The organism is Achromobacter spanius (assembly GCF_039673305.1).
Lineage (GTDB): Bacteria > Pseudomonadota > Gammaproteobacteria > Burkholderiales > Burkholderiaceae_B > Achromobacter > Achromobacter spanius_F.
This window is the reverse complement of sequence record NZ_JBDJLJ010000006.1, coordinates 148771-174461: the sequence shown is the minus strand read 5'-3', so window position 1 is coordinate 174461 and position 25691 is coordinate 148771. Positions and strand designations below refer to the sequence as shown.

Here is a 25691-nt window from a genome sequence, read left to right as displayed (position 1 = left end):
CTTTTTCTTACTGCGGGTCCGCCGAGTCCTCGGACTCTTCTTCACCGCGCGCCAGGCGCTCGGTGTTCTTCACGCCGGTATGGCGCACGTCGGCGCCCTTGACCATGTAGATCACGCGTTCGGACATGTTCTTGGCATGGTCGCCGATGCGTTCCAGCGCGCGCGCAATGAAGATCATGTCGATGGCGCGCGAAATGGTGCGCGGATCTTCGATCATGTACGTGATCAGGTGGCGCAGCGCGCCCTTCCATTCCTTGTCCACTTCCTTGTCGCTGCGCACGACGGCGGCGGCCAGGATGGGATCGAGGCGGGCGAACGAATCCAGCGCCTGGTGCAGCATGGTGCGCACGGCGGCGGCCATGTGGCGCAGTTCGATCACGGGGATGTGGCGCAGCTCGCCTTCGTGGACGCGGCGCGCGACGGTGGCGACTTTCTCGGCCTCGTCGCCCGACCGTTCCATGTCGGTGAGCATCTTGGATACGGCCATCAGCATGCGCAGGTCGATGGCGGTGGGCTGATGCCGGGCCAGGATGCGGCTGATGCTTTCGTCGATCTCGACTTCGTGGCGGTTGACTTCCTTTTCCCGCTCACGCACCTTTTCGACCAGCGACAGGTCGCCGCTGGCCAGCGCGTCGATGGCCTCCTGGATCATGGCTTCCACCACGCCGCCCATTTGCAAGAACTGCGAACGGACGCTTTCCAGATCGGCGTCGAACTGCTTGTTTGTATGCTCCGTCATCCGGGCTCCCTGCGTGGTTGATCTCATTGCATTGCCCCGAAATTGAGAGAGGTTACGAGATGGGCCTGCACAACCCGCAAGGTTATGACCCAAGTGTGACAGGATTATGAATGGGGGGCCCGCCGCCCGCAAGGCAGACTGGCAGGCCCCGCGGGAACCCGCGCGGTTCAGGAACGGCGGTCGAGCCGGCGGATGCCGTTCTGGGTGGCCAGCAGCGCAACGTCTGCCCCGGCCAGCGCAAACAGGCCGCAGGTCACGACGCCGGGCAGGTTGTTGACGCGGGCTTCGAATGCCGTCGCGTCGGTAATGGACAGTCCCGAGACGTCCAGAATGATGTTGCCGTTATCGGTGACGAATCCTTCGCGCAGGCGGGGTTGGCCGCCCAGCGCGACAAGCGCGCGCGCCACCGATTCGCGGGCCATCGGGATCACTTCCAGGGGCAGCGGGAACTTGCCCAGGGTCTGGACCAGCTTGGATTCGTCGGCGATGCAGATGAAGCGCTCGGCGACCGACGCCACGATTTTCTCGCGCGTCAGCGCGCCGCCGCCGCCCTTGATCATGTGCAGGTTGGCGTCGATCTCGTCCGCGCCATCCACGTAGATGGGCATGGAGGACACCTCGTTCAGGTCGAGCACCTTCAGGCCGTGCCCGGCAAGGCGCGCCGCGCTGCGCTCGGAACTGGCCACCGTTCCGGCGATCCGGTCCTTGAACCGCGCCAGGCCATCGATGAACAGGTCAGCCGTGGATCCGGTGCCCACACCGATGATGACGTCCGGGCCGGCGGCCTGTTCGACGAATTCCAGGGCGGCGTCTGCGGCTTGCTGCTTGAGTTCTTGCTGGGAGAGCATGGCGGTAGAAATGCGGGAAAGTTGCTTGAGCCAGGAAATTTAGCATGCGACGGCGGGCCACGCCCTGGTAAGGATCGCGTGGGTATCCGTGTCGGCGGACAGTTCGCCGAACACATGGCCGCCATCCTGCAGGCGGCTTTCCGCAAACGCCCGCGCCACGGCGTCCGGCGCATGCTGGATCAGCAAGGCGGCCTGCCACAGCCGCGCCAGCCCGCCCGCCACGCGGCGCGCGTGGAATTCCGCCCGCGCGCCGTCCGCAAGCAGCGCCTTCCAGCGATTCACGGCCTCGTCGAAAGCCCGATGCTGGCCCGCCGCGCGCGCAAACTCGGCCTCCAGCGCCGGCAGGGCTTCGGGTTCGCGCTGCAGGGCCCGCAGCACGTCCAGCGCCATGACGTTGGCCGAGCCTTCCCATACGGAGTTGACCGGGGTCTCCCGATAGAGCCGGGGCATCGGCCCCTCTTCCACGTAGCCGTTGCCGCCCCAGACCTCCATGCACTCGGCCACCGCGGCGACCGCCCGCTTGCAGACCCACAGCTTGGCGGCGGGGGTGCCCACGCGCACCAGCGCGCGCGCGCCGGCGTCGGCGCGTTCGTCCACGGCGCGCGCCAGCCGCATGCCCAGGACCATCGCGGCTTCGCTTTCCAGCGCCAGGTCGGCCAGCACGTTGCGCATGAGGGGCTGCTCGATCAGCGCCTTGCCGAAGACGTGCCGGTGCCGGGCATGGTGCGCCGATTGGGCCAGCGCCTGGCGCAGCAGCGCGGCGCTCCCCAGCACGCAGTCCAGCCGGGTGGTGCCCGCCATTTCCAGCAGCACCGCCAGGCCGCGCCCGGGTTCGCCGACCATGACGCCCCAGGCCTCTTCGAATTCGACTTCCGCGCTGGCATTGCTGCGGTTGCCCAGCTTGTCTTTCAGGCGGCGCACGCGCACGGCATTGCGCGGACCGTCGGGTATCCAGCGCGGCACGAAAAAGCAGCTGAGGCCCTGGTCCGTCTGCGCCAGCACCAGATGGGCGTCGGCCTGCGGCACCGAGAAGAACCATTTGTGGCCCACCAGCTGGTAAGCCCCGCCGCGCCCGGGCGCGCCCAGCGGCGTGGCGCGCGTCGTGACGGCGCGCAAGTCGGAGCCGCCCTGCTTTTCCGTCATGCCCATGCCGACCAGGGCGCTGCGCTTGGCGGCCAGCGGCGCGTCGCTGCCGTCGAACTCCCGGGAATACAGCGCGGGCAGCCACTGGGCGGCAAAGTCCACCACGCCGGCGGGCTCGCGCTGCAGCAGGGGCACGGCGGCAAAGGTCATGGTCGTCGGACAAAGCGTGCCGGCTTCAACCTGGCCCTGCATCAGGTACGCGGCGGCGCGCGCCACGTGGGCGCCCGGCGCCGGCTGCATCCAGGCGGGGCTGTGCAGGCCGCGCGCCATGATGCCGTCCATCAGCAGGTTCCACGAGGAGTGGAATTCGATCCGGTCGATGCGGTGGCCGGCGCGGTCGTAGGACAACAGGCGCGGCGGACAACGGTTTGCCTCGGCGCCGGCCGCCAGCGTCTGCGCGCGGCCCAGCCAGGCGCCATGCGCGTTCAGGTCGCCGGTCCAGGCGTCGGCGCCCTCGCGGCGCACGGCCTCGCGCAGGGCCGGGTCGGTGTCATACAGGGAATAGTCTTCCAGGGGCGGCACCTGGTTGAGCACGGTATGCGTCGCGAACGATGACATGGCAACTCCCTGCTTCGATCGGCCGATGCGCTGCCGCGGACGCGGCGCGCATGGCTGCGTGGACGTTATCGGGCCATGGGCGCCGTCAGGGCCCAGGGCCGAAGCGCCTCGACCTGCGCCGCCAGCTCCAGCAGCAGCGCCTCGGAACCCAGCGCCCCCATGACCTGGATGCCGATGGGCAGACCGTCGGCGGACATCCCGAAGGGGATGGAAATGGCGGGCATGCCGGTCAGGTTGGCCAGGGGCGCGAACGGCGAATAGCCGATGACGCCCTTCTTGCCCAGACGGTAGGCCAGGTAGTCGGCGTTGTCCATGGCATAGCGGCCGATGGGCGCCGGCGGCTGCGCCAGCACCGGACTCAGGAACAGGTCGTAGCCCTGGGAGCCGTCGCGATGCAGGAACCGGCCGACGCGCCGGGTGATCTCGTGGCAAGTGTCTATACATGCCACGTATTGCGCGCCGGAAATCGCGCGGGCGTACTCGCGCGCCCCCAGCGTCGTGGGCTGCAGTTCGTCGGCCGCCAGACGCTTGCCGCGTGCGGCCACGAAGCTGTCGATGGCATTGGCCGCCGCGCTGGCGATCAGCGGCAGCATGGGAGACAGGACCTCCTCGGATCCCACGGGCGGCGGCGCCTCCACCAGTTCGTGGCCCAGCGAGGCGAAGAAGCGCGCGGCCTCGTCGAGCGTCGCGGCGACGTCGGGGTGGATGGCGTTGCCCTCATAGGTGGTGTTGATGAAGGCGATGCGGCGGCGTGCGGCCGAGCGGGGGTCGGCCGCCACCCGCGCCACGACGGCGCGGTAAGAATCCGCGGGCCCGGCGGGCGCCGCGTAGGGCGCGCCCACGTCCGCGCCCGCGCTGATGTCCAGCGACGCCGCGCAATCGCGCACCGACAGCGTCATCATGTGTTCAGTGGCCAATCCGCCCCAGCCCTCGCCCTTGAGCGGGCCCAGCGGCATCAGGCCGCGCGAGGGCTTCAGGCCCAGCACGCCGCAGCAGGATGCGGGGATGCGGATGGAGCCGCCGCCGTCGCTGCCATGCGCGATGCGCACCATGCCGCTGGCCAGCGCCGCCCCCGCGCCGCCGCTGGAACCGCCCGCGCTATGCCCGGTCTTCCAGGGATTCTGCGTGGGCGGGCCATAGGCCGGGGACTCGGTGGTGGGGCTCAGGCCCAGTTCGGCGCTGGTGGTGCGGCCAAAAGGGATCAGGCCGGCGCGCCGGTAGCGCTTGACGATCTCGGCGTCGAGATTCCATTCGACGTGCCCATACAGCACCGACCCCATGGCGCTGGGCAGGCCGATGGCGGCCGTGGCCAGGTCCTTGAGCAGCGTGGGCACGCCCAGGAACGGACGGTCGCGCAACTGCGCCAGGCGCTGTTCGGACGACAACGAAGCCAGTTCTGCATCCAGCGATTGCGCCAGGCGCAGGCCGGCCTCCGCCTGCACGCCGCAGGCCGCGTTGATCGCGGGATTGCGCGCCGCCACCCGGTCCACCGCCTGCTGCATGGCGGCGAGCGCCGTGGTGGCTCCTTGGGCGATGTCGGCGCCCAGCGCCGTCGCGTCGAGGGAAGAGGAATCAAGGCGATCGGCGGTGCTCATGCTTGCGATGCTCCTGGTATCGACGGCGAAATGCCGTAAGCATGAGGATATCGGCAGTCAGGGCGGGCAACAAGCGTCCCCCCGGACGCCCGCGCCCGAACCTGCCGGGCGGATCAGGCCGCGCCGGCCGACGGCGCGTCCTGGTCCTCGGCATCCTCGTCGGCCTCCGCCGGATCCGCGGCGCCTGCCCCGCCCAGCAGCCTCAAGGCGTCGGCTTCGGGCAGCGCCTCCACGCTTTTCAGGTTCCTGAGCATCGCGCGGGTGCGCACTTCGGTCTGGCCGATCTTGTTGCTGGCCGTGTCCAGCGTCTTCTTGACGCTCGCCAGCGCTTCGCCGAACTTGCCGAATTCGGTCTTGACGGCGCGCAGCACCTGCCAGACTTCCGACGAACGCTGTTCGATCGCCAGGGTGCGAAAGCCCATTTGCAGGCTGTTCAACAGCGCCGCCAGGTTGCTGGGCCCCGCCACGTTGACCCGCAGGTCATGCAGCTTGTCCAGCAGGCCGGGCCGCCGCAGCACCTCGGCGTACAGGCTTTCCGTGGGCAGGAACATGATCGCGAAATCCGTGGTGTGCGGCGGCGCGATGTACTTGCCGGCGATCAGGCGCGCCTGCACTTCCACCGCCCGGCCCAGCGCCGCCCCGGCCGCCTTCACGCCTTCGGCATCGGCGGCTTCCTGCGCGTCCATGAGGCGTTCGTATTCTTCCTTGGGGAACTTGGCGTCGATCGGCAACCAGACGGGATCCCCGCCCTCGCCGCGGCCCGGCAGCCGGATGGCGAATTCGACGGCCGCGTCGCTGCCCGGCACGGGTTTGACGTTGCTTGCATACTGGTCCGGCGTCATGTTGTCTTCGATCAGGCGGGCCAGTTGCACCTCGCCCCACGTACCGCGCGACTTCACGTTGGTCAGCACCCGTTTCAGGTCGCCGACGCCGGCCGCCAGGGCCTGCATTTCGCCCAGCCCCTTGTGCACGGCTTCCAGGCGGTCGGACACGAGCCTGAAGGATTCGCCCAGGCGCTGCTCCAGCGTCGCGTGCAGCTTTTCGTCGACCGTGCGGCGCATCTCGTCGAGCTTGGCGCCGTTTTCCGTCTGCAACGATTGCAGGCGCTGGTCGACCGTGGCGCGCACTTCCATCAGCCGCCGTTCGTTGATCTGGATGAGCCCCTGCAATTGCTCGGAAAACCCGGCCGCAAAGCGCGTCAGCGATTCGGCGGACTCCGCCCGGGCCGCCTGCGCATCGCGCGACAGGCCGGCGCGCAAGTCGCCGTGCGACTGCGACAGTTCCACCCTGAGCGCACGCGTGGATTCCGCGAATTCGCTGCGCAGGCCGCGCTGGCCCTCGGCCATGTCGGCGCGCAGCGCGCGTTCGGTTCGTTCAAGCCCCTCCAGCAAGGCATCCAGGCGGGCATCCGACGAGGACGGCCGCAACCACGCCAGCACCGCCGCCAGAAAGGCCAACACCGCGCCGCCCGCCGCGACCCAAAGCAGAATATCGTTCAAAAGAAGCATCTCCAAAGCGCGAATTGTAGGTCTCATCCCGCCCCCCTATCCAGCGCCCCCCGTGGCGTTGCCCGGCGGTCCGAAAGACGCGGACCGGCAACAGGATTAAACTGGCGGCCATCTAAACGGATCCGCGCACTTTCTTTGAACCCCGTCGATCACTCTCCCGGCAAGCCTGCCCTGTTTCAATCCGTGTTTGGTCCCCTGGACCTGGATTCGGAAACGCCGCTTGCCACGGGCGGAGACCGTCATGTCTTCCAGCACCCTCATGCGCCGTCCCTGCTGGTCAAGGTCATGGACATGCGCGCGCGCGCGGTCTTCCTGGAAGAACGGCCGTTCAAGCGCTGGTACAAGCAGTATCAGCGCGAAAGCGCCTATCGCGTCTATCTGAACGAAATCTCGGAATACGTCACCACCACGACCCGTCCGTCGGGCGTGTGGCAGGTGCCCATGGCGCGCATTCTCGGCGTGGCGCAGACTTCGCTGGGACTGGGCCTGCTGGTAGAGAAGATCACCGACGAAGCGGGCAACATGGCGCCCACCCTCACCGACCTGGCCATGAAGGGGCTGCTCGACGATACCCTGCAGGCGCAGCTGGACGAATTCTTCGACGACCTGGCCGATGCCCACGTGGTGGTGCACGACATGTCCGCCAGCAATATCGCGGTGGGCCTGAACGCCGACGGCAAGAAGGGCCTGTACCTGATCGACGGCTTCGGGGTGCTGCCGCTGATCCCCCTGTACGCCTGGAGCAAGGGGCTCAATCGCCGCCGGATGCAGCGCAAGTACGCGAAGATGCGGGAGTCTTTGGCCAGCCGGATCCGCGAAGCCGGCTACTAGCCGCCCGCCGGCGCCTCGGGCAGCACGATGCCCTGGCGGTCCACCCACACATAGTCATGCCCCGCGCGCTGTCCGCGCCGCAGGGGATTGCGCGTGCAGAAGGCGGCGTAGGCCGGGTCCACGAAGCGGTAACTGAGGTGTTCGTCCCGCCCCGCCGGAATGCCCAGCCGAGTCGTGCAGATCAGCGCGGGCGGCGCCTCGCCCACGTCCTCGACATACAGCCCGGCGGGATCGAAGCGGCGGGCGTCCCAATCGGGGACCTTCAGGCCCAGCGCCCGGCACAGCAGCGTCTGCCCCGCGCACAGGCCGGAAAGCGGACGGGGACGCCCCTGAGCATCCGGATTCAATTGCTGCATGCGGGCCAGCGCGTCGGGCCCCGACAGCGCATCGGCCCACGGGAAAGCGGACTTGATCAGCACCGCGTTGCCGGGGCCCGCCGCGCTGAAATTCAGCGAATCCCCGCCTCGCGCGTAGTACATGTAGACCGTCCCGCCGTCCATGAACAGCGCGCGGCGCTTGTGCGTGTAACCCAGCGAGGCGTGGCTGCCCTTCTCTTCCAGGTAGTAGGCCTCGGTCTCGATGATGCGGGCCGACAGCCACAGGCTGCCGACCCGGTGCCGGATGACCTTGCCCGGCAGTTCGCGCGCAAGCTGGCACGCGTCGCGGTCGAAGAAGGCATCGGGCAGCGCCTGCCCGGCCTTCGCCGCGAGATCAGGCGAAGCGTTCGCCGTAGCGTTTTTCGCTGAAGCCAACGCTCACCTCGCCATCGGGCGTCACCGTGACCGGACGGCGCACCAGCGCCGGGTACTCGGCGATCAGCTGGGTCCATTGGGCATCGGTGCCGGCCGTCTTGCGGTCTTCGGGCAGGTTGCGCCACGTCATGGAGGCGCGGTTGACCAGCTTTTCCCAGCCGCCGACCTGATCGGCCCAGGATTTCAGCATGGCCGCGGGCACCGGGTTGTCGCGGTAGTCGACGAAGGCGTGGTCGACGCCGTGTTCGGTCAGCCAGTCGCGCGCCTTGACGCAGGTGCTGCACTTGGCCAGGCCATACAGAGTGGTTTGCTTCATTTGGAATCGGCCTCCTTGCGCCATTGCATGCGGTTGGCGAGGATCACGCAGGTGCCCACCGCCAGGATGAACAGGGTGGCGAGCGCGTTGATCTCGGGCTTGAGGCCCAGGCGCACCCGCGAAAAGACTTCCATGGGCAGCGTGCTGGAGCCGGGGCCGGACAGGAACGACGCGATGACGACGTCGTCCAGCGACAGCGTGAACGCCAGCAGCCAGGCCGACGCCAGCGCCGGCGCGATGAGCGGCAGCGTGATCTTGAAGAACACGGTGATGGGCGTGGCGCCCAGGTCCAGCGCGGCTTCCTCTAGCGACCGGTCCAGGTCGCGGATGCGGGTCTGGATGACGACCGCGACGAAGGCCATGCACAGCGTCACGTGGCCCACCCAGATCGTGAACATGCCGTTCTGCTCGGGCCAGCCCAGCGCGCCGCGCACTTCCACGAACATCAGCAGCAGCGAGATGCCCAGCACAACCTCGGGAATCACCAGCGGCGCGCTCAGCATGCCCACATACAGCGCAAAACCCCGGAAACGCCCCATGCGCCCCAGCACGTAGCCCGCCCAGGTGCCGATGATGACGGCGGCCGTAGCCGTCAGCACGGCAATGCGGAACGACAGCCAGGCCGCGCGCAGCAGCGCGTCGTCGTTGAACAGCGAGTGATACCAGCGGAACGAGAACCCCGTCCACGAGGTGACGGAGGGCGACTCGTTGAACGAAAACACCATCAGGCTGAGAATGGGCACGTACAGGAAGAAATAGCCCAGCCCCAGCACCAGGGCGCGCAACGTCTTGTTCGGGCCGTTCATGCGCGGCCTCCGCCCTGGCGCTGCTGCTTGACCTGGCTGTACTGGAAGTACACCAGCGGCAAGAGCAGCAGCAGCACCATCACGCACGTCACGGCCGATGCCATCGGCCAGTCGGCGTTGTTGAAGAATTCATTCCACATGACGCGGCCTATCATCAGCGTGTTCGCCCCGCCCAGCATTTCAGGAATCACGTATTCCCCCACGGCCGGAATGAACACCAGCATGGCGCCGGCGCTCACGCCCTGGCGCGACATGGGTACGGTGATCTGCCAGAACGCCTGCCACGGCCTGGCGCCCAGGTCATAGGCGGCTTCCAGCAGGCGCAGGTCCATTTTGACCAGCGTGGCGTACAGCGGCAGGATGAAGAACGGCAGGTACGCGTAGACCATGCCGATGTAGACGGCGAGGTCGGTGCGGTAGATTTCCAGCGGACTGGAGATCAGCCCCAGGCCCTGCAGCAGGTTGTTCAGGAGGCCATCGTTGCGCAGGATGCCCACCCAGGCATACACGCGCAGCAGCAGCGAGGTCCAGAACGGCAGGATCACGGCCAGCAGCAGCAGATTGCGCACTCCCGCCGACGAACGGGCGATGTAGTACGCAATGGGATAGCCGATCAGCACGCAGACCAGCGTCGTGATGCCGGCGATCTTCACCGAACTGAGGTAGGTCAGGAAGTACTGGTTTTCGGTGAACAGCAGGATGTAGCCGCGCAGGTGCAGGCTGAACTGGATCGCCTCGTCCTGGAACTGCGCCAGCGACGTATAGGGCGGGATGCCGAACTTCATTTCGGCGAAGCTGATCTTCAGCACCAGCAGGAACGGCAGCAGCAGGAACAGCACCAGCCAGGCAAATGGCGGCACCACCGCCAGGGTTCGGCCCGACGGGAGCCAGTCGCGGGGCGTAAAACGGATCATGACGCCAGCACCGTCGCGCTGTCGGCGTCCCAGCTCACGAAGATTTCTTCGTCGATGCCGGGCGCGTCCATCTGGGCCAGCAGCCGGCTGGGCACGCTGGCCTCGACCGTCTTGCCGGAATCCAGGCGGATCTGGTACAGGGCGTAGCTGCCCATCCAGGCCATGTGGCTGACCATGCCGTGGGCCCAGTTGTATTCGCCTTCGGGCTGCTCGCGCGACACCAGCAGGCGCTCGGGCCGGATGGACACATGCACTTCCATGCCCAGGGGCTCGCTCACGCCGTGGTTGACGTAGAGCGGGCGCGTCAGCTCGGCGCATTCGATGGCCACGTGGTCGGGCTCGTCGACCACGATGGTGCCGGTGAACATGTTGGTCGACCCGATGAAGCTGGCGACGAAGCGCGAATTCGGGAAGGCATAGACGTCCTGCGGCGTGCCGCACTGGACGATCTGGCCTTCGGTCATGACGGCCAGGCGGTGCGCCATGGTCATGGCCTCTTCCTGGTCGTGGGTAACCATGATGCAGGTCACGCCGACCTGCTCCAGGATCTTCACGAGCTCGATCTGCGTCTTCTGGCGGATCTGCTTGTCCAGCGCCGACATGGGCTCGTCCAGCAAGAGCAGCTTCGGACGCTTGACCAGGCTGCGCGCCAACGCCACGCGCTGCTGCTGCCCGCCCGAAAGCTGGTTCGGCTTGCGGCGCGAATAGCCGGCCATCTGCACGAGGTCCAGGGCCTCGAACACGCGGTCGTGGATTTCGGCGCGGTCCACGCCTTCCTGCTTGAGGCCGAACGCCACGTTGGCCTCGACCGTCATGTGCGGGAACAGCGCATAGGACTGGAACATCATGTTCACGGGACGCCGGTACGGCGGCACGCTGGTGATGTCTTCGCCGTCCAGCAGGATCTGGCCCGAGGTGGCCTCTTCGAAGCCGGCCAGCATGCGCAGCAAGGTGGACTTGCCGCTGCCCGAGCTGCCCAGCAGCGCGAAGATTTCATTGCGCTTGACGGACAGGTTGACGGAACGCACCGCAACCACGTCGCCAAAGATCTTTACCACATCGGAGACCCGGACGAACTCGTCCGGGTCCGCCTGCTGCGCCGAATAACGGCTATCGTTCATGATGCTATTTTCCCAACTTCAGCTCGGACCACAACTTGTTCTGCAGCCGTGAAATATTCAAGGGCAGCGCCTTGATCACGTACAGGGTCTTGGAGACCTCGGGAGACGGGTAGATCATGGGATTTTCGGCCACGTCCTTGTTCACGTACTGCCGCGCCTCTTTGTTGGCGTTGGGGTAGAACATGGTGTTGGTGATGGCCGCGTGGACCTTCGGCGTCTCGATGTAATTGATGAACGCCAGCGCCTCTTCGGGATGGGGCGCGTCCTTCGGGATGACCATCAGGTCGAACCACGCCGGAGCGCCGCCCTTCGGGATGAAGTAGTTCACTTCATAGGGCTTCTTGGCATCCTGCGCGCGCTTGCGGGCAATCATGACATCGCCGGAAAAGCCGTAGACCATGCACAGGTCGCCCACGGCGAGTTCGTCGATATAGCCCGACGAACTGAACTGGCGGATGTACGGGCGGATCTGCTTGAGCACTTCCATTGCGGCCTGGTAGTCGGCGGCGTTGGTGCTGTTGGGATCCTTGCCCAGGTACTTCAGCACGGCCGGGAACACCTGGGCGGCTTCGTCCAGCATCGAGATGCCGCATTCCTTGAGCTTGGCGGCGTTCTCGGGCTTGAAGATCATGTCCCAGCTGGCCAGGTCGACGCCGTCGCCCATGATCTGCTTGACCTTGGTGACGTTGTAGCCCAGGCCGTTGGTGCCGTAGCCCCAGGGAATGGCGTGTTCGTTGCCGGGATCGACCGAGGCGACGAGCGCCATCACTTCGGGATCCAGGTACTTCCAGTTCGGGATCTTGGACTTGTCCAGCTTCTGGAAGAGGCCGGCTTCGATCTGGCGCGAGGCGTAATGGGTGGACGGGACAACGACGTCGTAACCCGACTTGCCGGCCAGCAGCTTGGCCTGCAGCGCGTCGTTGCTGTCGTAGACGTCGTAGCGGACCTTGATGCCGGTTTCCTTTTCGAAACCCGGGATCGTGTCCGGCGCCGTGTACTCGGCCCAGTTATAGACGTTGACGACCTTGTTCTGCGCCACCGCCGCCGATGTGGCCGCCGCGACCAGCACCGCTCCGAGCGCCCAGCGCATTCCCGCCTTTAGTTCCATTATTACCAGCCCCCTTGCTCTATGCCGTATGTGACAGGAGTACCAAAAGGCGAAATGATAAAGCTTTTTAGCGCTGACCTGACCAACTTTGGCGGGTAATTGGCGCAATGGGCACGCCGTCCCCGCCCTGCGGCGAGGCGGCCGTCAGGGCTGGATTCCGACGCCCCAGGCCGTCCAGTAACTGTCGCGCAGGCGCAGCCAGAAACGCTCGCCGTCTTCTCCGGCCACTTTGCGCAACGAACGGCGCAGCCGTTCCAGATTGCCCTGGCGCTGCCGCTCGGACAGTGTCCCCTGGGTCCCGCGGTCGAAATCGATGAGCCAGACCTGGCCATCGCTGCCGATCAGAATATTGAAGGCGTTCAGGTCGGCATGCCACACGCCGGCCCGGTGCATGCGGACGATGGCGTCCGCCACCGGCTGCCACAGCGGCTCGGCAAGCGCCTGGGCCAAGGGGCGAACGCCGGGGATGCGCTCGACCACGATGGCCGCCCGGTAGACCGGACCTTGCCGCCAATAGGCCGCGGCCAGCGGCGCCGGAACGGGCAGCCCCTGGGCGCGCATGGCCGCCAGCAAGCGGTATTCCCGGAAACTGCGGGTGCGGGACTCGCCGTTCCAGAGATAGGCGTCGCTGCTGATGCGGGCGATCATGCCGCCGCGGCGGTAGCGCCGCAGCACGCCCTGCCAGCCCTGACCCTGCACGAACCAGGCGGCCTGGCGTCCGCCGGCGTCCACGGGCCGCGCCCGATCGCCGTAGTGGGCGGGGTTGAAGATTTCCGGCCCCGCGTCCGCCAGGCGCCCGGCATCGCTGAGCATGGCGCCTGCCAGGGGGCCCGGCCAGGACTTGCGCCGCGCGCCGGATTGCGGATCGTCACCCTTCACGGTTGCGCATCCAGTCGGCCACGCCGTAGAAGGATTCGAGCAGGCGTTCGATCAGGGCGGGTTCGATGCCCTCGTCTTCCATGGCGCGCCCGATGCAGGTCACCCACTGGTCGCGCTCGACTTCGCCGATGGAAAACGGCAGGTGGCGGGCCCGCAGGCGTGGATGGCCAAACCGTTCTATATAGTGGTCCGGACCGCCGAAATACCCGCACAGGAACCAGAAGAGCTTGTCGCGCGCCTCGTCCAGGCTGGGGCCGTGGGCGGCGCGCAGCTCTTTAAGGTCCGGCTCGATGTCCATCAGGTCATAGAAACGGTCGACGAGGGCGCGCACGCCGGCCTCGCCGCCAAGAAGGTCAAACATGGTGCGGGAATTTTCCACGGGCTCAGTAATGGTATGGACGCGGGACGTCATCAGGTTTCTCGAAGGGTGACCAGCGGCGGCGTGCGCAGGACGCCGCGCAGGGCCAGCGCGCCGCCTGCCCAGGCGCCCAGCATACCCGTGCCGATCCCCGCCAGCCACGGCCAGAGGCTGAGGGTAATGGCGAAATCGAACACCTGGGTTGATAAAACCCAAGCGATCGCGGTGGCGCCGGCGGCCGCCAGCAGGCCCGCCAGGCCGCCCACGGCCCAGAGTTCGATGCGCTGGGACCGCGCAAGCTGGCGCCGCGTGGCGCCCAGCGCGCGCAGCACCGCCGCTTCGCGCATGCGCTCGTCGCGCGTGGCGGTGAGCGCCGCGGACAGCACCAGCACGCCGGCGGCCAGCGTGAACAGGAACAGCAGCTGCACGGCCCGGCCCACTTCATTCAGCACGGACTGCAACTGCTGCAGGATGGCGCCCACGTCGAACACGGTCAGGTTCGGAAATTCGCGCACCAGGGCGGGCAAAATCGCCGCCTTTTCGGGGGGCAGGTAGAAGGACGTGATCCAGCTTTGGGGCATGTCGGCCAGGGAGGCGGGCGTCAGGATGGCGAAAAAATTGACGCGCATCGTATCCCAATCCACCCGACGGATGCTCGATACCGCCACCTCGACCTGCTGGCCCGCGACGTCGAAGGTCATCTTGTCGCCCAGCCCGATGCCCAGGGATTTCGCCAGTCCGGACTCGAGCGAGACCTCGGCCGCGCCCGGGGCCAGCCAGCGGCCCTGCTCGATGCGGTTGGAGGAAGGCATCTCGTCGCCGTAGGACAGGTTGAACTCGCGGTCCACCAGGCGCTTGGCGCGCGGCTCTTCGTAATCGTCGGGACCCACCGGCTTGCCGTTCACGGCGATCAGGCGCCCGCGCACCATCGGCGACAGCACGATACGGCTCAGTCCTTCGCGGGTCAGCGCGTCCGTGACCGCCTGGCGCTGGTCGGGCTGCACATTGATGAGGAACCGGTTCGGCGCATCCGGCGGCAGGGTGCGCTGCCAGCCCTGGATCAGGTCGGTGCGGGTCATGGTCAGGAGCAGCAACGCCATCAGGCCGACCGCCAGCGCGCAGACCTGCGTGATCGTGGCCGCCCGCCGGCGCACCACGCCGGCCAGGGCGAAGCGCAGCGCCGGCAACCCGGCCGCCAGGCCGCGTATCCGCGCCAGTCCCAGGATGCACAGCCAGGCCACCAGGGCGAACACGCCGAAGGCGCCCAGGAAGCCGCCGGCCACAACGCCGCCCAGCTTGGCGTCGCCCGCGAACCACCAGATCAGCAGCGCAAAGCCCGCCGCGCCCAGGATGTAGCCGAAGGCGCTGCGCGCGCTGATCGTGTCCGCATCGCGCCGCAGCACCCGGGCAGGCGGCACGTGCCGCAGTTGCGCCAGCGCGGGCAAGGCGAAGCCCAGCAGGAGCAGCAGGCCCGTGAGCAGCCCCTGCAGGGCCGGAATCGCCGACGGCGCCGGCAAGGTGGTGTCGATGAGCGAGCCCAGCAGCATCACCAGGACCTGATGCACGGCATAGCCCAGCAGGCAGCCGGCGGCCGACGAGAACAGGCCGACGAGCGTGAATTCCAGCGTCAGCATGCGCGCGACCTGGGACTGCACCGCCCCCAGGCAGCGCATGACCGCGATGCCGTCGCGGTGGCGCGTCATGTAGCGGCCCGCCGCCAGCGCCACGGCCACCGCCGAGATCAGCACCGCCAGCAGCGCGACGAGCGACAGGAAGCGTTGCGCGCGGTCCAGGGTGCGGCGCACCTCGGGACGGCCCGATTCCAGCGTGGCCACCTTCTGTCCGCGCTTGAGGTTCTGGTTCAGCCAGGCCGAATAGCCCGCCACCGCGTCGGGCTGGCCGGCGATCAGCATGGCGTAGCCGATCCGGCTGCCCGGCGCGACCAGGCCGGTGGCCGGCAGATCGCTGGCGCGCAGCAGCACGCGCGGCGCGACGTTGACGAACTGCATGCCCTTGTCCGGCTCATAGGTGATGACGCGATCGATGCGCAGGTGGGCGTCGCCCACGTTCAGGGTGCCGCCCACTTTCAGGTTCAGCAGCGACAGCAACTGGGCGTCCACCCAGACCGCACCCTCGGGCGGGATATCGCGCGTGGGCGCATCCGGCGCGAAAGGCGCATCCGCCACCCGCAAGGCCCCGCGCAGCGGATAGCCCGGTTCCACGGCCTTCAGCGCCGCCAGCTGCGCGCCGTCCCCCGCCCCCACCATGGAGGGGAACTGCCACGTGCTGGACACGTTCAGGCCGCGTTCGCGCGCCTGGTCCTTGAATGCCGCCGGCACGGGCTCGTCCGCATCCAGCACCAGATCGGCGCCCAGCATCTGGCCGGCGTCGCGCTCGAGCGCCCGGCCCACGCGGTCGGCCAGGAAGCCGACGCTGGTCACGGCCGCCACGGCCACGACCAGGGCCAGCACCAGCAGGCGCAGTTCGCCTGCCCGCGCGTCGCGCATCATCATCCGGGCGCCCAGGCGCAGGGTGGACCAGAAACCGGGGCGCTTGGCCTGTGACATATCAGGGAAATCCATCATTCATCTATGTTAACTAAGCGCCTGTAGGGCGTCCGAATCCCGATATCATCCCGGGGCGGGCGGCAAAGCCGCCCATAAAGATAACCAATTCCGGAGAAGACAATGCGTAAATCCTGGCTTGCGGCCACGATCCTGGCCGCCTGCGCGGCCGCCACATCCCTGCCCTCGGCGGCGCAGACCACCCTCAAGATGGCCTACGCCCTGTCGACCTCTTCCCACTACGGCGCCGGCGCCGACGCGATGGCCAAGTCCATCGAGGCCTCCACCAACGGCAAGTTCAAGGTCCAGCAATTCGCCAACAGCGCGCTGGGCGGCGAACGCGAAGTGATCGAAGGCCTGCAGATCGGCACCATCGACCTGGCCATCGTTTCGACAGGGGCCACCCTCAATTTTGTTCCCGAGACCGGCGTTTTCGACATTCCGTTCCTGCTGCGCGACCTGCAGCACGCCCGCGCGGTGCTCGACAGCAAGATCGGCCAGGACATGCTGGCCAAGTTCCCCAGCCGCGGCATCGTGGCCCTGGCCTGGGGCGAACAGGGCTTTCGCCACCTGACCAACAACGTGCGCCCGGTGAAGACGCCGGCGGACGCCAAGGGCCTGAAGATCCGCACCACCGAGAACCCGATCCACATCACCGCCTTCCGCCAGATCGGCATCCTGCCCACGCCGATGGCCTGGCCCGAAGTGGCCACCGCCCTGCAGCAGGGCACCATCGACGGCCAGGAAAACCCGCTGTCGGTGATCACGTCGGCCAAGCTGTCGCAGATGCAGAAGTATCTGTCCCTGACCGGTCACGTCTATGGTCCGGCGCTGGTGCTGATGTCCGCCAACGTCTATGAAGGGCTGTCGGCCGCCGACAAGGCCAACTTCGACAAGGCCGGCAAGGAATCGGCGCAGGCCATGCGCGCCTTCGTGGACAACATCGAAAAGACGGGGGTCGAGCAGCTCAAGAAAGAAGGCATGCAGGTGTCCGAAGTCGACCGCGCCGCCTTTGCCGCCGCTGTCGAACCCGCCTATCCCGAGTACTACAAGAAGTTCGACAAGAAGCTGATCGACTCGATCCGCGACACCAAGTAAGCAGGCGCGGCCCCCATGCGGGGCCGTACGCCCTGTGGGCGGGACCGGCGCCAGCCGCGCTGCCCGCCCCGTCTTTCGCGTATATCGCTAACGGGATTCACCATGCGTTTGCTCTGCGCTTTCGACCGCGGCCTGTTCAAGCTGGTCTCGGCCATTGCCCAACTCCTGCTGGTGGCCGCCGCGGCCGCCGCTTTCTACCAGGTCATCGCCCGCTTCGTGCTGCACTCGCCCGCCGACTGGAGCGAGGTGCTGACCCGCGCCCTCCTGATCTGGACCGTGCTGCTGGGCGTGGCCCTGGCCTTCCGCCACGGCGCCATGATCAGCGTGGAATTGCTGCGCAACCTGCTTGGCGGCACGCGCCGCCGCGTGCTCGAGGCCGTCATCGGCCTGATCTGCGCCGGTTTCCTGGGATTCCTGGCCTGGATCGGCGGCAACATGGTCTACCGCGTGCGCTTCCAGAACGTGCCCAGCCTGGACATCTCGATCTCGTGGATCTATCTGGCGATCCCGGTGGGCGCGACGCTCGCCGCCATCGCCGTGCTGGCCCGCTGGTGCGCCGGCGAAGAAGAAGACGTGCCCGTGCGCAACGACGCGCAAGGCTGAGCCGCCCCATACAGAACCTGAGCAGCAGATATCGCCATGTCCCAATTAATGATTGTCTCGATGCTGATTTTCTTCGGGCTGTCCGTGCCGGTCGCCGTGTCGATCGGCCTGGCCAGCCTGGCGGGCGTCGGCGCCGCCGGCCTGCCGTGGGTGGTCGTCGCGCAGCAGCTTTTTGCCGCGCTGGACAAGTACCCGCTCGTCGCCATCCCCTTCTTCATCCTGGCCGGCAACCTGATGGAAGCCGGCGGCATCTCCGAACGCATGGTGGAATTCGCCAAGAGCGTGGTGGGCGGCATCCAGGGCGGCCTGGCCTGCACCTGCGTGCTGACCTGCATGATCTTCGCTGCGGTCGCAGGCTCCAGCGTGGCCACCACGTTCGCGGTGGGCGCGATCCTGATCCCCGCCATGATCCGGCACGGCTACCCTGCGCCCTTCGCCGCCTCATTGCAGGCCAGCGCGGCCGAACTGGGCGTGATCATCCCGCCGTCGATCCCGATGATCCTGTTCGCCGTGTCCACCGACACGTCCACCGGCGAACTCTTCATTGCCGGCGTCATGCCCGGCATCCTGATCGGCGTGGCGCTGATGTTCTACGTGTGGCTCTACGCCAAGCGCAACAACCTGGGCAAGCGTGACGGCGAAGGCCGCCTGCCGCTGTGGCCGGCGTTCAAGAACGCCTGGCTGGCGCTGCTGATGCCCGTCATCATCCTGGGCGGCATCTACGGAGGCATCTTCACCCCGACCGAAGCCTCGGTCGTGGCGGTCATGTATGCGGTGTTCGTCGGCAAATTCATCTATCGCCGGCTGAGCTTCCGTCAACTGTCGGGCACGCTGCACAAGTCGGTGGTGTCCACGGCCGTCATCATGTTCGTGATCGCCAACGCCGGGATCTTCAGCTTCCTGCTCAACCGCGCCGGGATCCCCGACGCGCTGGGCGTGTGGCTGTCGCAGATCTTCGACACCAAGTTCACCTTCCTGATGGGCGTGAACGCCGCGCTGTTCGTCATCGGCATGTTCATCGAGACATCGGCCTCCATCGTGGTGCTGGCCCCCTTGCTGCTGCCGGTGGCGCTCAAGTTCGGCGTCGAGCCGGTGCACTTCGGCATCATCATGGTGGTGAACCTGGCCTTGGGCATGATCACCCCGCCGTTCGGCGTGAATCTCTTCGCGGCCTGCGCGGTGGCGAAACTGCCGCTTGAGCGGCTGATCAAGCCGCTGGTGCCGTTCGTCGGCGTGGTGATCGTCTGCCTGATGGTGATCACCTACTGGCCGGGGCTGTCGCTTGGACTGCGCGACCTGGTGTATGCGAAGTGATTGGCCCGTTCCAGCGACGCCAGCGCCAGCGCCTGGGCCAGCGCTGCCCGGAATGAATCGATGACGGGCACCCTCGGCGCGCGGGGCAGGCTGGGCAGATAGCCCGCCAGCGCGGCGCCGGCCACGATCACCACGTCCGCGCCCTGCTCCGCCGCCTTGTCCAGGGCGGCGGCGACGGCGGCGGCCGAATCGCTCGAGCGGGTCGCGTAATCCAGCGCATTGCCCGGCAGGGCATGGATCCCCGCGCAGCGGGATTCCACGCCCAACTGGCGGATCTGTTCGCGCAGCATCGCCGGCCAGCGCTGCCCGACGGTCACGATGGCGTAGCGGTCGCCGCGCTGCATCGCCGTCATGATGGAAGCTTCCGCCATGCCGACCACGGGCGCATTCAGCCGCTCCCGCACCGCCCCGATGCCGGGTTCGCCAAAACACGCCAGCACGCAGGCCTCGAATGGCTGCTCGGCCTGCGCCGCCTCGCGCTCGACGGCCGCCAGCACGGCGTGCGCGGAGATGGCCGCGTCGGCACGGCTGGCGATGTAGGGCGGGCCGAACGGCGCGGTGACGGACCGCAACTGGACAGCGGCGCCAAGAAATGCGCGCGCCTGGCCGGCCAGGCTGTCCGTCAGCGCGGCGGTGGTGTTGCCGTTGACCACCAGCAGGCGATAGGGGGCTGCGCCCTGCCGGTCGGCGGCTAAGGAGTCGGATGGGGCTGGCATGGGACCTCTGGCACGGGGGCATGTATACAAATTATGTCAACAATGCACTCAATCCCGCCCAACCCTCAAGCTATCGCTAACCCTTGACGCCCCCTGCGTTCGCTATCGAAGCGGGCGGCGGGTAGCGCCCGGCCCGCCCGAGGGGCGCGCAGGGCGCGCAGAATGAGAAAAGCGCCCGGTCGGGGCGCTTTTTCGTTCTGGGGACCTAGATTTCGCGTTCTTCCGTCTTGAGGTTGTTGTCGCGGGCGAAGTCCACCACGAACTTGTACGCCAGCGGCTCCAGGTCGCGCAGGCGCAGGTCGACGACGATACCGCGCACGCCATCGATCACGACGGGAAGCACATAGGGCGAATAGGTGAGGTGGTTACCAGCACAGCCGGCGGGCCGGAACTGTGCCATTACGCCGGCGAGCCGCTCCGCCCAATCGCTGGGGCGGAATCGGCTACCGCTTTCGGTAACGCCATGAATTACGAATTGTCTGACGCGAGTTGCCATGAGTTCTTCACTGCGGTGCGCCTTTCACGAAAGCCGGATCTTCGGCGTGATCAAACATGCGCCCCGCGCCGCGAATTGTATATGATTGATCCTTTGCCCTCTTTCAAAACGCGATTCGCCTTGAATCCGCGCCCGAACGCGGGGCATGCTTTTGATGCAATCACCCAGGAGGATCCGCGATGAGCTCGCCTCTGGCCAACATCTACGCCCGGCTGCCGGTATCGTTCACGCACGGCCAGGGCGTATGGCTGTGGGACGCCGGGGGCCGCAAGTACCTGGATGCCCTCGCCGGCATCGGCGTATCGTGCCTGGGCCACGCGCATCCCAAGCTGGTGGCGGCCATCAGCGAGCAGGCCGCCCGCGTCATCCATACCTCGAACATCTACGAAGTTCCCCAGCAGACGGCATTGGCCGCCCGGCTGGCTGAACTGTCGGGCATGCAGGAAGTCGCCTTCAACAACAGCGGCTCCGAAGCCAACGAGGCGGCCATCAAGCTGGCCCGCTACTACGCCTTCCAGCGCGGCAACAAGCACGCCCACATCATCACCATGGACTCGTCCTGGCATGGCCGCACGCTGGCCACGCTGGCGGCCACCGGCAGCGAAAAGGCGCGCAAGGGCTTCGAGCCCCTGCCTAGCGGCTTCATCCAGGTCCCGTACAACGACCTGGACGCGGTGCGCGAAGCCGGCGACGCCGAACCCCGCACCACCGCCGTGCTGCTCGAAGTGCTGCAGGGCGAAGGCGGAATCCGCCCGTCCGACATCGCATACCTGCAGGAATTGCGCCGCCTGTGCACCGAGCGCGGCTGGCTGCTGATGATCGACGAAGTGCAGTCCGGCGTCGGCCGCACGGGCAAATGGTTCGCCCACCAGTGGGCCGGCATCCGCCCCGACGTCATGACACTGGCCAAGGGCCTGGCGGGCGGCGTCCCCATCGGGGCGATGCTCGCCGCCGGCCCCGCCGCCGGCGTCTTCACGCCGGGCAGCCACGGCACCACCTTTGGCGGCGGTCCGCTGGTGTGCGCGGCCGGCCTGGCGGTGCTGGACACCCTGGAATCCGAAAACCTGCTCGACAACGCCCACGCGGTGGGCAATCACTTGAAAGACCGCCTGGCCAGCGCGCTGGCAGGCACGCCCGGCGTCGCCGACATCCGCGGCCGCGGCCTGATGCTGGGCATCGAACTGTCCCGCCCCTGCGGCGTCCTTGCGTTGCGCGCCATGGAGGCCGGGCTGCTCATCAACGTCACGCGCGACCGCGTCATCCGCATGCTGCCGCCGCTGATCCTGACCCGCGAAGAGGCCGACCAGATCGTCGCCATCCTGGTTCCGCTCATCCAACAGTTCCTGGCCGAAAAACCATAATCAACGTCCCAGCCGGGCCACGAGCCTGGCCGGGCCCAATGACCTGCGACATCATCATGACTCCTCCCACGACTCAAAACGGCCCGCTGCGGCACTTTCTTCAGTTCAAGGACTTCTCGTCCGCCGAGATCGCCTACGTGCTGGACCGCGCACGCCTGATCAAGGAAAAGTTCAAGCGCTATGAACCCCATATGCCGCTGCACGACCGCACGCTGGCGATGGTGTTCGAAAAGGCCAGCACGCGCACCCGCGTGTCCTTCGAGGCCGGCATGTACCAGATGGGCGGCTCGGTCATCAACCTGACCTCCAACGATTCGCAGCTCGGCCGCTCCGAGCCCATCGAGGACACCGCGCGCGTCATTTCGCGCATGGTCGACATCGTCATGATCCGCACGTTCGAGCAGACCCGCATCGAGCGCTTCGCGTCGCATTCGCGCGTGCCCGTGATCAACGGCCTGACCAACGAATTCCACCCCTGCCAGATCCTGGCCGACATCTTCACCTACATCGAGCACCGCGGCCCCATCGCCGGCAAGACGGTCGCCTGGGTGGGCGACGCCAACAACATGGCCTATACGTGGCTGCACGCGGCCGAGATGCTGGGCTTCACGCTGCACGTGTCCACGCCGGCCGGCTACGAGCTCGAAGCCGCCCGCATCGGCACGCCTTCGGACAAGGTGCTGCGCCAGTTCAAGGACCCGATGCAAGCCTGCAAGGGCGCGCACCTGGTCACGACCGACGTCTGGACCAGCATGGGCTACGAAGCCGAAAACGAAGAGCGCCGCGCGGCCTTCGCCGACTGGTGCGTGGACGCCGAGATGATGGCCGCGGCCGATCCCCAAGCCGTCTTCATGCACTGCCTGCCCGCCCACCGCGGCGAAGAGGTCACGGGCGAAGTCATCGACGGCCCGCAAAGCGTGGTCTGGGACGAGGCCGAGAACCGCCTGCACGTCCAGAAGGCGCTGATGGAGTTCCTGCTGCTGGGCCAGGTGGACTGACCCTGCGGCACGCATGAAAAAGGGGCCTGGGCATCGCAAGATGCCCAGGCCCCTTCCTTATCGGCCGCCCATCCTAGCGCAGCGCCTGCTCCCAGGCGGCGATGGCGTCCACGACGGCTTGCGGCCGCTCGGGCACCAGCGCATGTCCCGCCCCGTCGATCACCACGACCGACACGCGCGCGCCGAATTCGTCCTTGATCTCGTTGCGGGTGGCTGGCGGCTTGAAGAGGTCCTGCCCGGCCTGCAGGTCCAGCAGCGGCACCCGGCCGCCGGACCACCAGTCCGACTGCCGCGTCGCGCGGCCCGCCAGGCGCTGGCTTTCGCTGACCTCGGGGTACCAGCCGTTCAGCCAGACCGCGGCGTCATGCCCCGGCGCAAAGAACGCGTACTGGATGGACTTCAGGCGTTCGGCGTCGGGAAGCGACAGATCCGCGCTGCGGTCCACGTGCTCGCTCAGTCCCTTGGGATATTGCTTGGCGGCCGCCGCCACGATCACGACGCCGCGGACGAGTTCGGGGTGGTCCACCCCCGTCGTGCGCGCCACCCAATTGCCGAAGGCGTGGCCCACCATCACCACGGGCTGGCGCGCCACGCTGCGAATCACGGCGGCCTGGTCCTCGGCCAGATCGTGCAGCGTAATGCCGGACATCGGGCCCGTGCTGCCGCCGATGCCGCGCGGCTGCGGGCGGATCACCCGATAGCCGGCCTGCGCGAAGCGCTGCGCCAGCTCGTCGAAGTCCTCGGCGCCGCGTCCCCGCGACGGCAGGAGCACCAGTGCCGGTCCCTGGCCCTGGTCCAGCACCTCGATGCTTGCGCCGTTGCCCACCAGCACATTGACGCGCCGGGGCGCGTCGGCCAATGCGGGCGCCGCGGCGGTGGCCATGGAAGCCAGTGCGACGCCGGCCAGTATTTTTCTGATCATGTTGCTCCTCCGTCCTTGCTGACTACAGGATCTTCCTGAACATCGTGCGCCGCGTATTGCGGAACGACGGCCGCACGCGGCTGCTCCAGTCGGTCGCGCGAACGGCCAGCCACGGCGGGCTGCCGAAGGTCTCCTGCGTCTGCAGGTCATAGCAGGCCAGGTAGCGCGGCGACTCGTCGCGGCATTCGTAGCGCTGCGCGCGCACCGTCCCGGGCACCGACGCCAGTCCGGGCAGGTGCTCCTGGTCGTACCAGGCGTTCAGGTCGGCCTGCGCCTCGGGCAGCACGTCGGTTTCAACGATGTAGTGCCACGGCGCATCCTGTCCTGCGGAAGCCCCGGGCAGATCCAGCGTCCGATGCAGAAGCCGCGCATGGGCGCCCGGCACGAACTCGGCCAGCCGGGCCTGGATCTCGGGCAGCGCCTCGGCGCCTCGCACGTACACGTAGGTCTCGTCGGCTTCCAGCGCCGCGAAGGCGCTGAGCCGAGCACCCGCCAGGCCATCGGCCAGGCGCGCGGCCAGATCCCGGATGCGCGCCTCGTCGAAGCGTTCGCCCAGCGACACCAGCAAAATCGTTTCCTGCACAGCCATCTCCTTTCAATGCCCGACGCGCAGCGCCACCAGGAAGCGCGACACCATGTTGTAGGCGCCCACCGTAGCCGCCAATTCCACCAGCTGCGCGTCATCGTAGCGCTCGCGCAGCGGCGCGAATACCGCGTCCGGCACCTCGATGTCGCGCGTCATCGCATCGGTCAGGGCCAGGACGTCGGCCTCGCCCGGCGCCAACCCCGCGACCTGATCCGGCGCGGGATTGCCACGCAGGACATCGATCACTTCCTGCGGCATGCCGCCCGCCAGCGCATGCGGCACATGGGCCTCGAATTCATAGGGCGCGTTGTTCAAGGTGGCCACGCGCAGGATGATGAGTTCGCGCAGCCGCGGCGCCAGCGAGGTCTTCTGACGGATGGCGGTGAGCATGGCTTCCCACCCTTCGACCACGGCGGGACTGTTCAGCAGCACCTGGTACAGCGGAGAAATGCGGCCGCGGGCGGCGGCGATGCGCGCCTCCAGCACCGCAAGCTCCGGGCGCGTGCCCGGCACGACGGGTTCGACTCGGCTGGCGCTCATGATTACTCCGGACGGATGTTCTTGCGCTGGATCAGCGCGGTCCACTTCTCGCGGTCAGATGCGATCAGCGCGGCCAATTCCTGCGGCGTGCTGGGCGCGGCTTCGGCGCCGAACTTTTCCAGGCGGGCCCGGACGGCCTCGTTGCCCAGAGCGGCGCGCAAGGCCTGGTTCAGCTTGTCGACGGTGGCGGCGGGGGTCGCCGCGGGCGCCACGATGCCGTACCAGTTGTTGGACTCCACCCCGGCAATGCCCTGCTCGGCCAGCGTCTTCACATCCGGCAGCAAGGGATGGCGGGTCGGCGCGGCGATGCCCAGGGGCTTGAGCTTGCCGCCCTGGATATGGCCGATCAGGCCCGGCACGTCGCCGAAAAAGCCCGACACCTGATTGCCCATCACGTCATTGATGACCGGCGCCGCGCCCTTGTAGGGCACGTGCAGCACGTTGGCCTTGCTGGAATCGGCGAACATTTCCAGAGTCAGGTGCGGAATGCTGCCGATGCCCGACGAGCCGATCGCCACGGATTGCGAGGCCGCCTGGGACTTCTTGACGAAGTCCGCCGCATCGGTCGCGGGGTTCGACGGGTTCACCACGAACACGGTGGCGTTGTTCACGACGCGCGACACCGGCGCGAAGTCACGCGCGGGGTCGTAGGGCAGGTCCTTGTACAGCGCGGGACTGATGGCTACCGCGCCGACGCTGGTCAGGAACAGCACGGAACCGTCGGCGGGCGCCTTGGCCACGTAGGCGGCCGCGATGTTGCCATTGGCGCCGGCCTTGTTCTCGACGATGACGTTCTGCTTGAGCTCCTTGCCCAATTGCTCGGCCAGCACGCGGCCCACCAGGTCCACCGGGCCGCCCGGCGGAAAGGCGATGATCAGGCGCACGGGACCATCGGCGTGGGCCGCGCCCACGGCGGCCAGGCTCAGCACGGCGGCCGAGAAAATCTTCTTGAACATGGTGTCTCCTCGTTGGATGGAATGTTTTTGCGGATCGGGCCTCAGGGCCTTCTGACCGCGT

The 25691-nt window shown here is 67.5% G+C and carries 26 protein-coding genes; 6 read left to right on the top strand and 20 right to left on the bottom strand.

Annotation, left to right across the window (positions count from 1 at the left end):
- Positions 1-7: 7 nt before the first annotated feature.
- From phoU to rmuC, 5 genes are all read right to left on the bottom strand, one after another.
- Positions 8-739: a phosphate signaling complex protein PhoU gene (gene phoU, locus ABE485_RS08695; RefSeq protein ID WP_346514881.1), complete on the bottom strand. Its 732-nt coding sequence runs from the start codon at positions 737-739 to the stop codon at positions 8-10.
- A 167-nt stretch (positions 740-906) separates the two neighbouring features.
- Positions 907-1587, bottom strand: a complete 681-nt coding sequence (gene rpiA, locus ABE485_RS08690; protein ID WP_346514880.1) for a ribose-5-phosphate isomerase RpiA — start codon at positions 1585-1587, stop codon at positions 907-909.
- Between the two features lie 39 nt (positions 1588-1626).
- Entirely contained in the window at positions 1627-3288 is a 1662-nt protein-coding gene (locus ABE485_RS08685) for an isovaleryl-CoA dehydrogenase (protein ID WP_346514879.1), read from the bottom strand.
- 65 nt (positions 3289-3353) lie between these two features.
- Positions 3354-4883 (bottom strand): amidase, encoded by a 1530-nt coding sequence (locus ABE485_RS08680; RefSeq protein ID WP_346514878.1) that lies wholly within the window; start codon positions 4881-4883, stop codon positions 3354-3356.
- Positions 4884-4996: 113 nt separating this feature from the next.
- Positions 4997-6391, bottom strand: a complete 1395-nt coding sequence (gene rmuC, locus ABE485_RS08675) for a DNA recombination protein RmuC (protein WP_346514877.1) — start codon at positions 6389-6391, stop codon at positions 4997-4999.
- 135 nt (positions 6392-6526) lie between these two features.
- On the opposite strand from rmuC, the gene ABE485_RS08670 reads away from it, so the two are divergent.
- Positions 6527-7222, top strand: coding sequence for a PhoP regulatory network YrbL family protein (locus ABE485_RS08670; protein ID WP_346514876.1), 696 nt, complete (start codon positions 6527-6529; stop codon positions 7220-7222).
- On the opposite strand, the gene ABE485_RS08665 is transcribed toward ABE485_RS08670, so the two are convergent.
- From ABE485_RS08665 to ABE485_RS08625, 9 genes are all read right to left on the bottom strand, one after another.
- Entirely contained in the window at positions 7219-7974 is a 756-nt protein-coding gene (locus ABE485_RS08665) for a DNA-3-methyladenine glycosylase (protein WP_346514875.1), read from the bottom strand. The genes ABE485_RS08670 and ABE485_RS08665 overlap by 4 nt on opposite strands.
- A complete protein-coding gene (locus ABE485_RS08660) occupies positions 7934-8290 on the bottom strand; it encodes a Spx/MgsR family RNA polymerase-binding regulatory protein (protein ID WP_346514874.1) in 357 nt (118 codons plus the stop codon). Before ABE485_RS08660 ends, ABE485_RS08665 begins: the two co-directional genes overlap by 41 nt.
- A complete protein-coding gene (locus tag ABE485_RS08655; protein WP_346514873.1) occupies positions 8287-9096 on the bottom strand; it encodes an ABC transporter permease subunit in 810 nt (269 codons plus the stop codon). Before ABE485_RS08655 ends, ABE485_RS08660 begins: the two co-directional genes overlap by 4 nt.
- A complete protein-coding gene (locus ABE485_RS08650) occupies positions 9093-10010 on the bottom strand; it encodes an ABC transporter permease subunit (protein ID WP_346514872.1) in 918 nt (305 codons plus the stop codon). Before ABE485_RS08650 ends, ABE485_RS08655 begins: the two co-directional genes overlap by 4 nt.
- Positions 10007-11131, bottom strand: coding sequence for an ABC transporter ATP-binding protein (locus tag ABE485_RS08645; RefSeq protein ID WP_346514871.1), 1125 nt, complete (start codon positions 11129-11131; stop codon positions 10007-10009). Before ABE485_RS08645 ends, ABE485_RS08650 begins: the two co-directional genes overlap by 4 nt.
- 4 nt (positions 11132-11135) lie before the next feature.
- Positions 11136-12239 (bottom strand): polyamine ABC transporter substrate-binding protein, encoded by a 1104-nt coding sequence (locus tag ABE485_RS08640; RefSeq protein ID WP_346514870.1) that lies wholly within the window; start codon positions 12237-12239, stop codon positions 11136-11138.
- A 144-nt stretch (positions 12240-12383) separates the two neighbouring features.
- Complete coding sequence (locus ABE485_RS08635) at positions 12384-13118, bottom strand: 3-deoxy-D-manno-octulosonic acid kinase (RefSeq protein ID WP_346514869.1); 735 nt, start codon at positions 13116-13118, stop codon at positions 12384-12386.
- Entirely contained in the window at positions 13108-13530 is a 423-nt protein-coding gene (locus ABE485_RS08630; RefSeq protein ID WP_008164491.1) for a group II truncated hemoglobin, read from the bottom strand. Before ABE485_RS08630 ends, ABE485_RS08635 begins: the two co-directional genes overlap by 11 nt.
- On the bottom strand, positions 13530-16061 hold the full coding sequence (locus ABE485_RS08625; protein WP_346514868.1) for an ABC transporter permease: 2532 nt from the start codon (positions 16059-16061) through the stop codon (positions 13530-13532). The genes ABE485_RS08630 and ABE485_RS08625 overlap by 1 nt, the downstream gene beginning before the upstream one ends.
- 102 nt (positions 16062-16163) lie before the next feature.
- Between ABE485_RS08625 and ABE485_RS08620 the strand changes: the two genes are divergently transcribed.
- The 3 genes from ABE485_RS08620 to ABE485_RS08610 all read left to right on the top strand — a co-directional run bounded on the left by ABE485_RS08620 (position 16164) and on the right by ABE485_RS08610 (position 19055).
- A complete protein-coding gene (locus tag ABE485_RS08620; RefSeq protein ID WP_346514867.1) occupies positions 16164-17138 on the top strand; it encodes a TRAP transporter substrate-binding protein in 975 nt (324 codons plus the stop codon).
- A 102-nt stretch (positions 17139-17240) separates the two neighbouring features.
- The gene (locus ABE485_RS08615) at positions 17241-17741 is read left to right on the top strand and encodes a TRAP transporter small permease (protein WP_346514866.1); all 501 of its coding nucleotides are present in this window, start codon (positions 17241-17243) and stop codon (positions 17739-17741) included.
- 36 nt (positions 17742-17777) lie between these two features.
- Positions 17778-19055, top strand: a complete 1278-nt coding sequence (locus ABE485_RS08610) for a TRAP transporter large permease (RefSeq protein WP_346514865.1) — start codon at positions 17778-17780, stop codon at positions 19053-19055.
- Here ABE485_RS08610 and ABE485_RS08605 read toward each other — a convergent pair.
- Together ABE485_RS08605 and ABE485_RS08600 are read right to left on the bottom strand one after the other, a co-directional pair.
- Positions 19004-19771 carry an aspartate/glutamate racemase family protein gene (locus tag ABE485_RS08605; protein ID WP_346514864.1) on the bottom strand — a complete coding sequence of 256 codons (768 nt, stop codon included), beginning with the start codon at positions 19769-19771 and terminating at the stop codon, positions 19004-19006. The two genes, ABE485_RS08610 and ABE485_RS08605, sit on opposite strands and share 52 nt — an antisense overlap.
- Positions 19772-19976: 205 nt before the next feature.
- Entirely contained in the window at positions 19977-20267 is a 291-nt protein-coding gene (locus ABE485_RS08600; RefSeq protein ID WP_013392635.1) for a DUF3579 domain-containing protein, read from the bottom strand.
- Positions 20268-20446: 179 nt separating this feature from the next.
- Between ABE485_RS08600 and ABE485_RS08595 the strand changes: the two genes are divergently transcribed.
- Both ABE485_RS08595 and argF read left to right on the top strand, forming a co-directional pair.
- A complete protein-coding gene (locus ABE485_RS08595; protein WP_346514863.1) occupies positions 20447-21628 on the top strand; it encodes an aspartate aminotransferase family protein in 1182 nt (393 codons plus the stop codon).
- A gap of 56 nt (positions 21629-21684) precedes the next feature.
- Complete coding sequence (argF, locus tag ABE485_RS08590; protein ID WP_346514862.1) at positions 21685-22626, top strand: ornithine carbamoyltransferase; 942 nt, start codon at positions 21685-21687, stop codon at positions 22624-22626.
- 73 nt (positions 22627-22699) lie between these two features.
- Here the strand turns inward: argF and ABE485_RS08585 are convergent, their stop codons facing one another.
- The 4 genes from ABE485_RS08585 to ABE485_RS08570 are packed head-to-tail and all read right to left on the bottom strand — an operon-like array spanning position 22700 to position 25630.
- Positions 22700-23548, bottom strand: a complete 849-nt coding sequence (locus tag ABE485_RS08585) for an alpha/beta fold hydrolase (protein ID WP_346514861.1) — start codon at positions 23546-23548, stop codon at positions 22700-22702.
- A gap of 22 nt (positions 23549-23570) precedes the next feature.
- Complete coding sequence (locus ABE485_RS08580; protein ID WP_346514860.1) at positions 23571-24131, bottom strand: hypothetical protein; 561 nt, start codon at positions 24129-24131, stop codon at positions 23571-23573.
- A gap of 12 nt (positions 24132-24143) precedes the next feature.
- Complete coding sequence (locus tag ABE485_RS08575; protein ID WP_346514859.1) at positions 24144-24674, bottom strand: carboxymuconolactone decarboxylase family protein; 531 nt, start codon at positions 24672-24674, stop codon at positions 24144-24146.
- A 2-nt stretch (positions 24675-24676) separates the two neighbouring features.
- Complete coding sequence (locus ABE485_RS08570; protein ID WP_346514858.1) at positions 24677-25630, bottom strand: Bug family tripartite tricarboxylate transporter substrate binding protein; 954 nt, start codon at positions 25628-25630, stop codon at positions 24677-24679.
- Between the last annotated feature and the right edge of the window lie 61 nt (positions 25631-25691).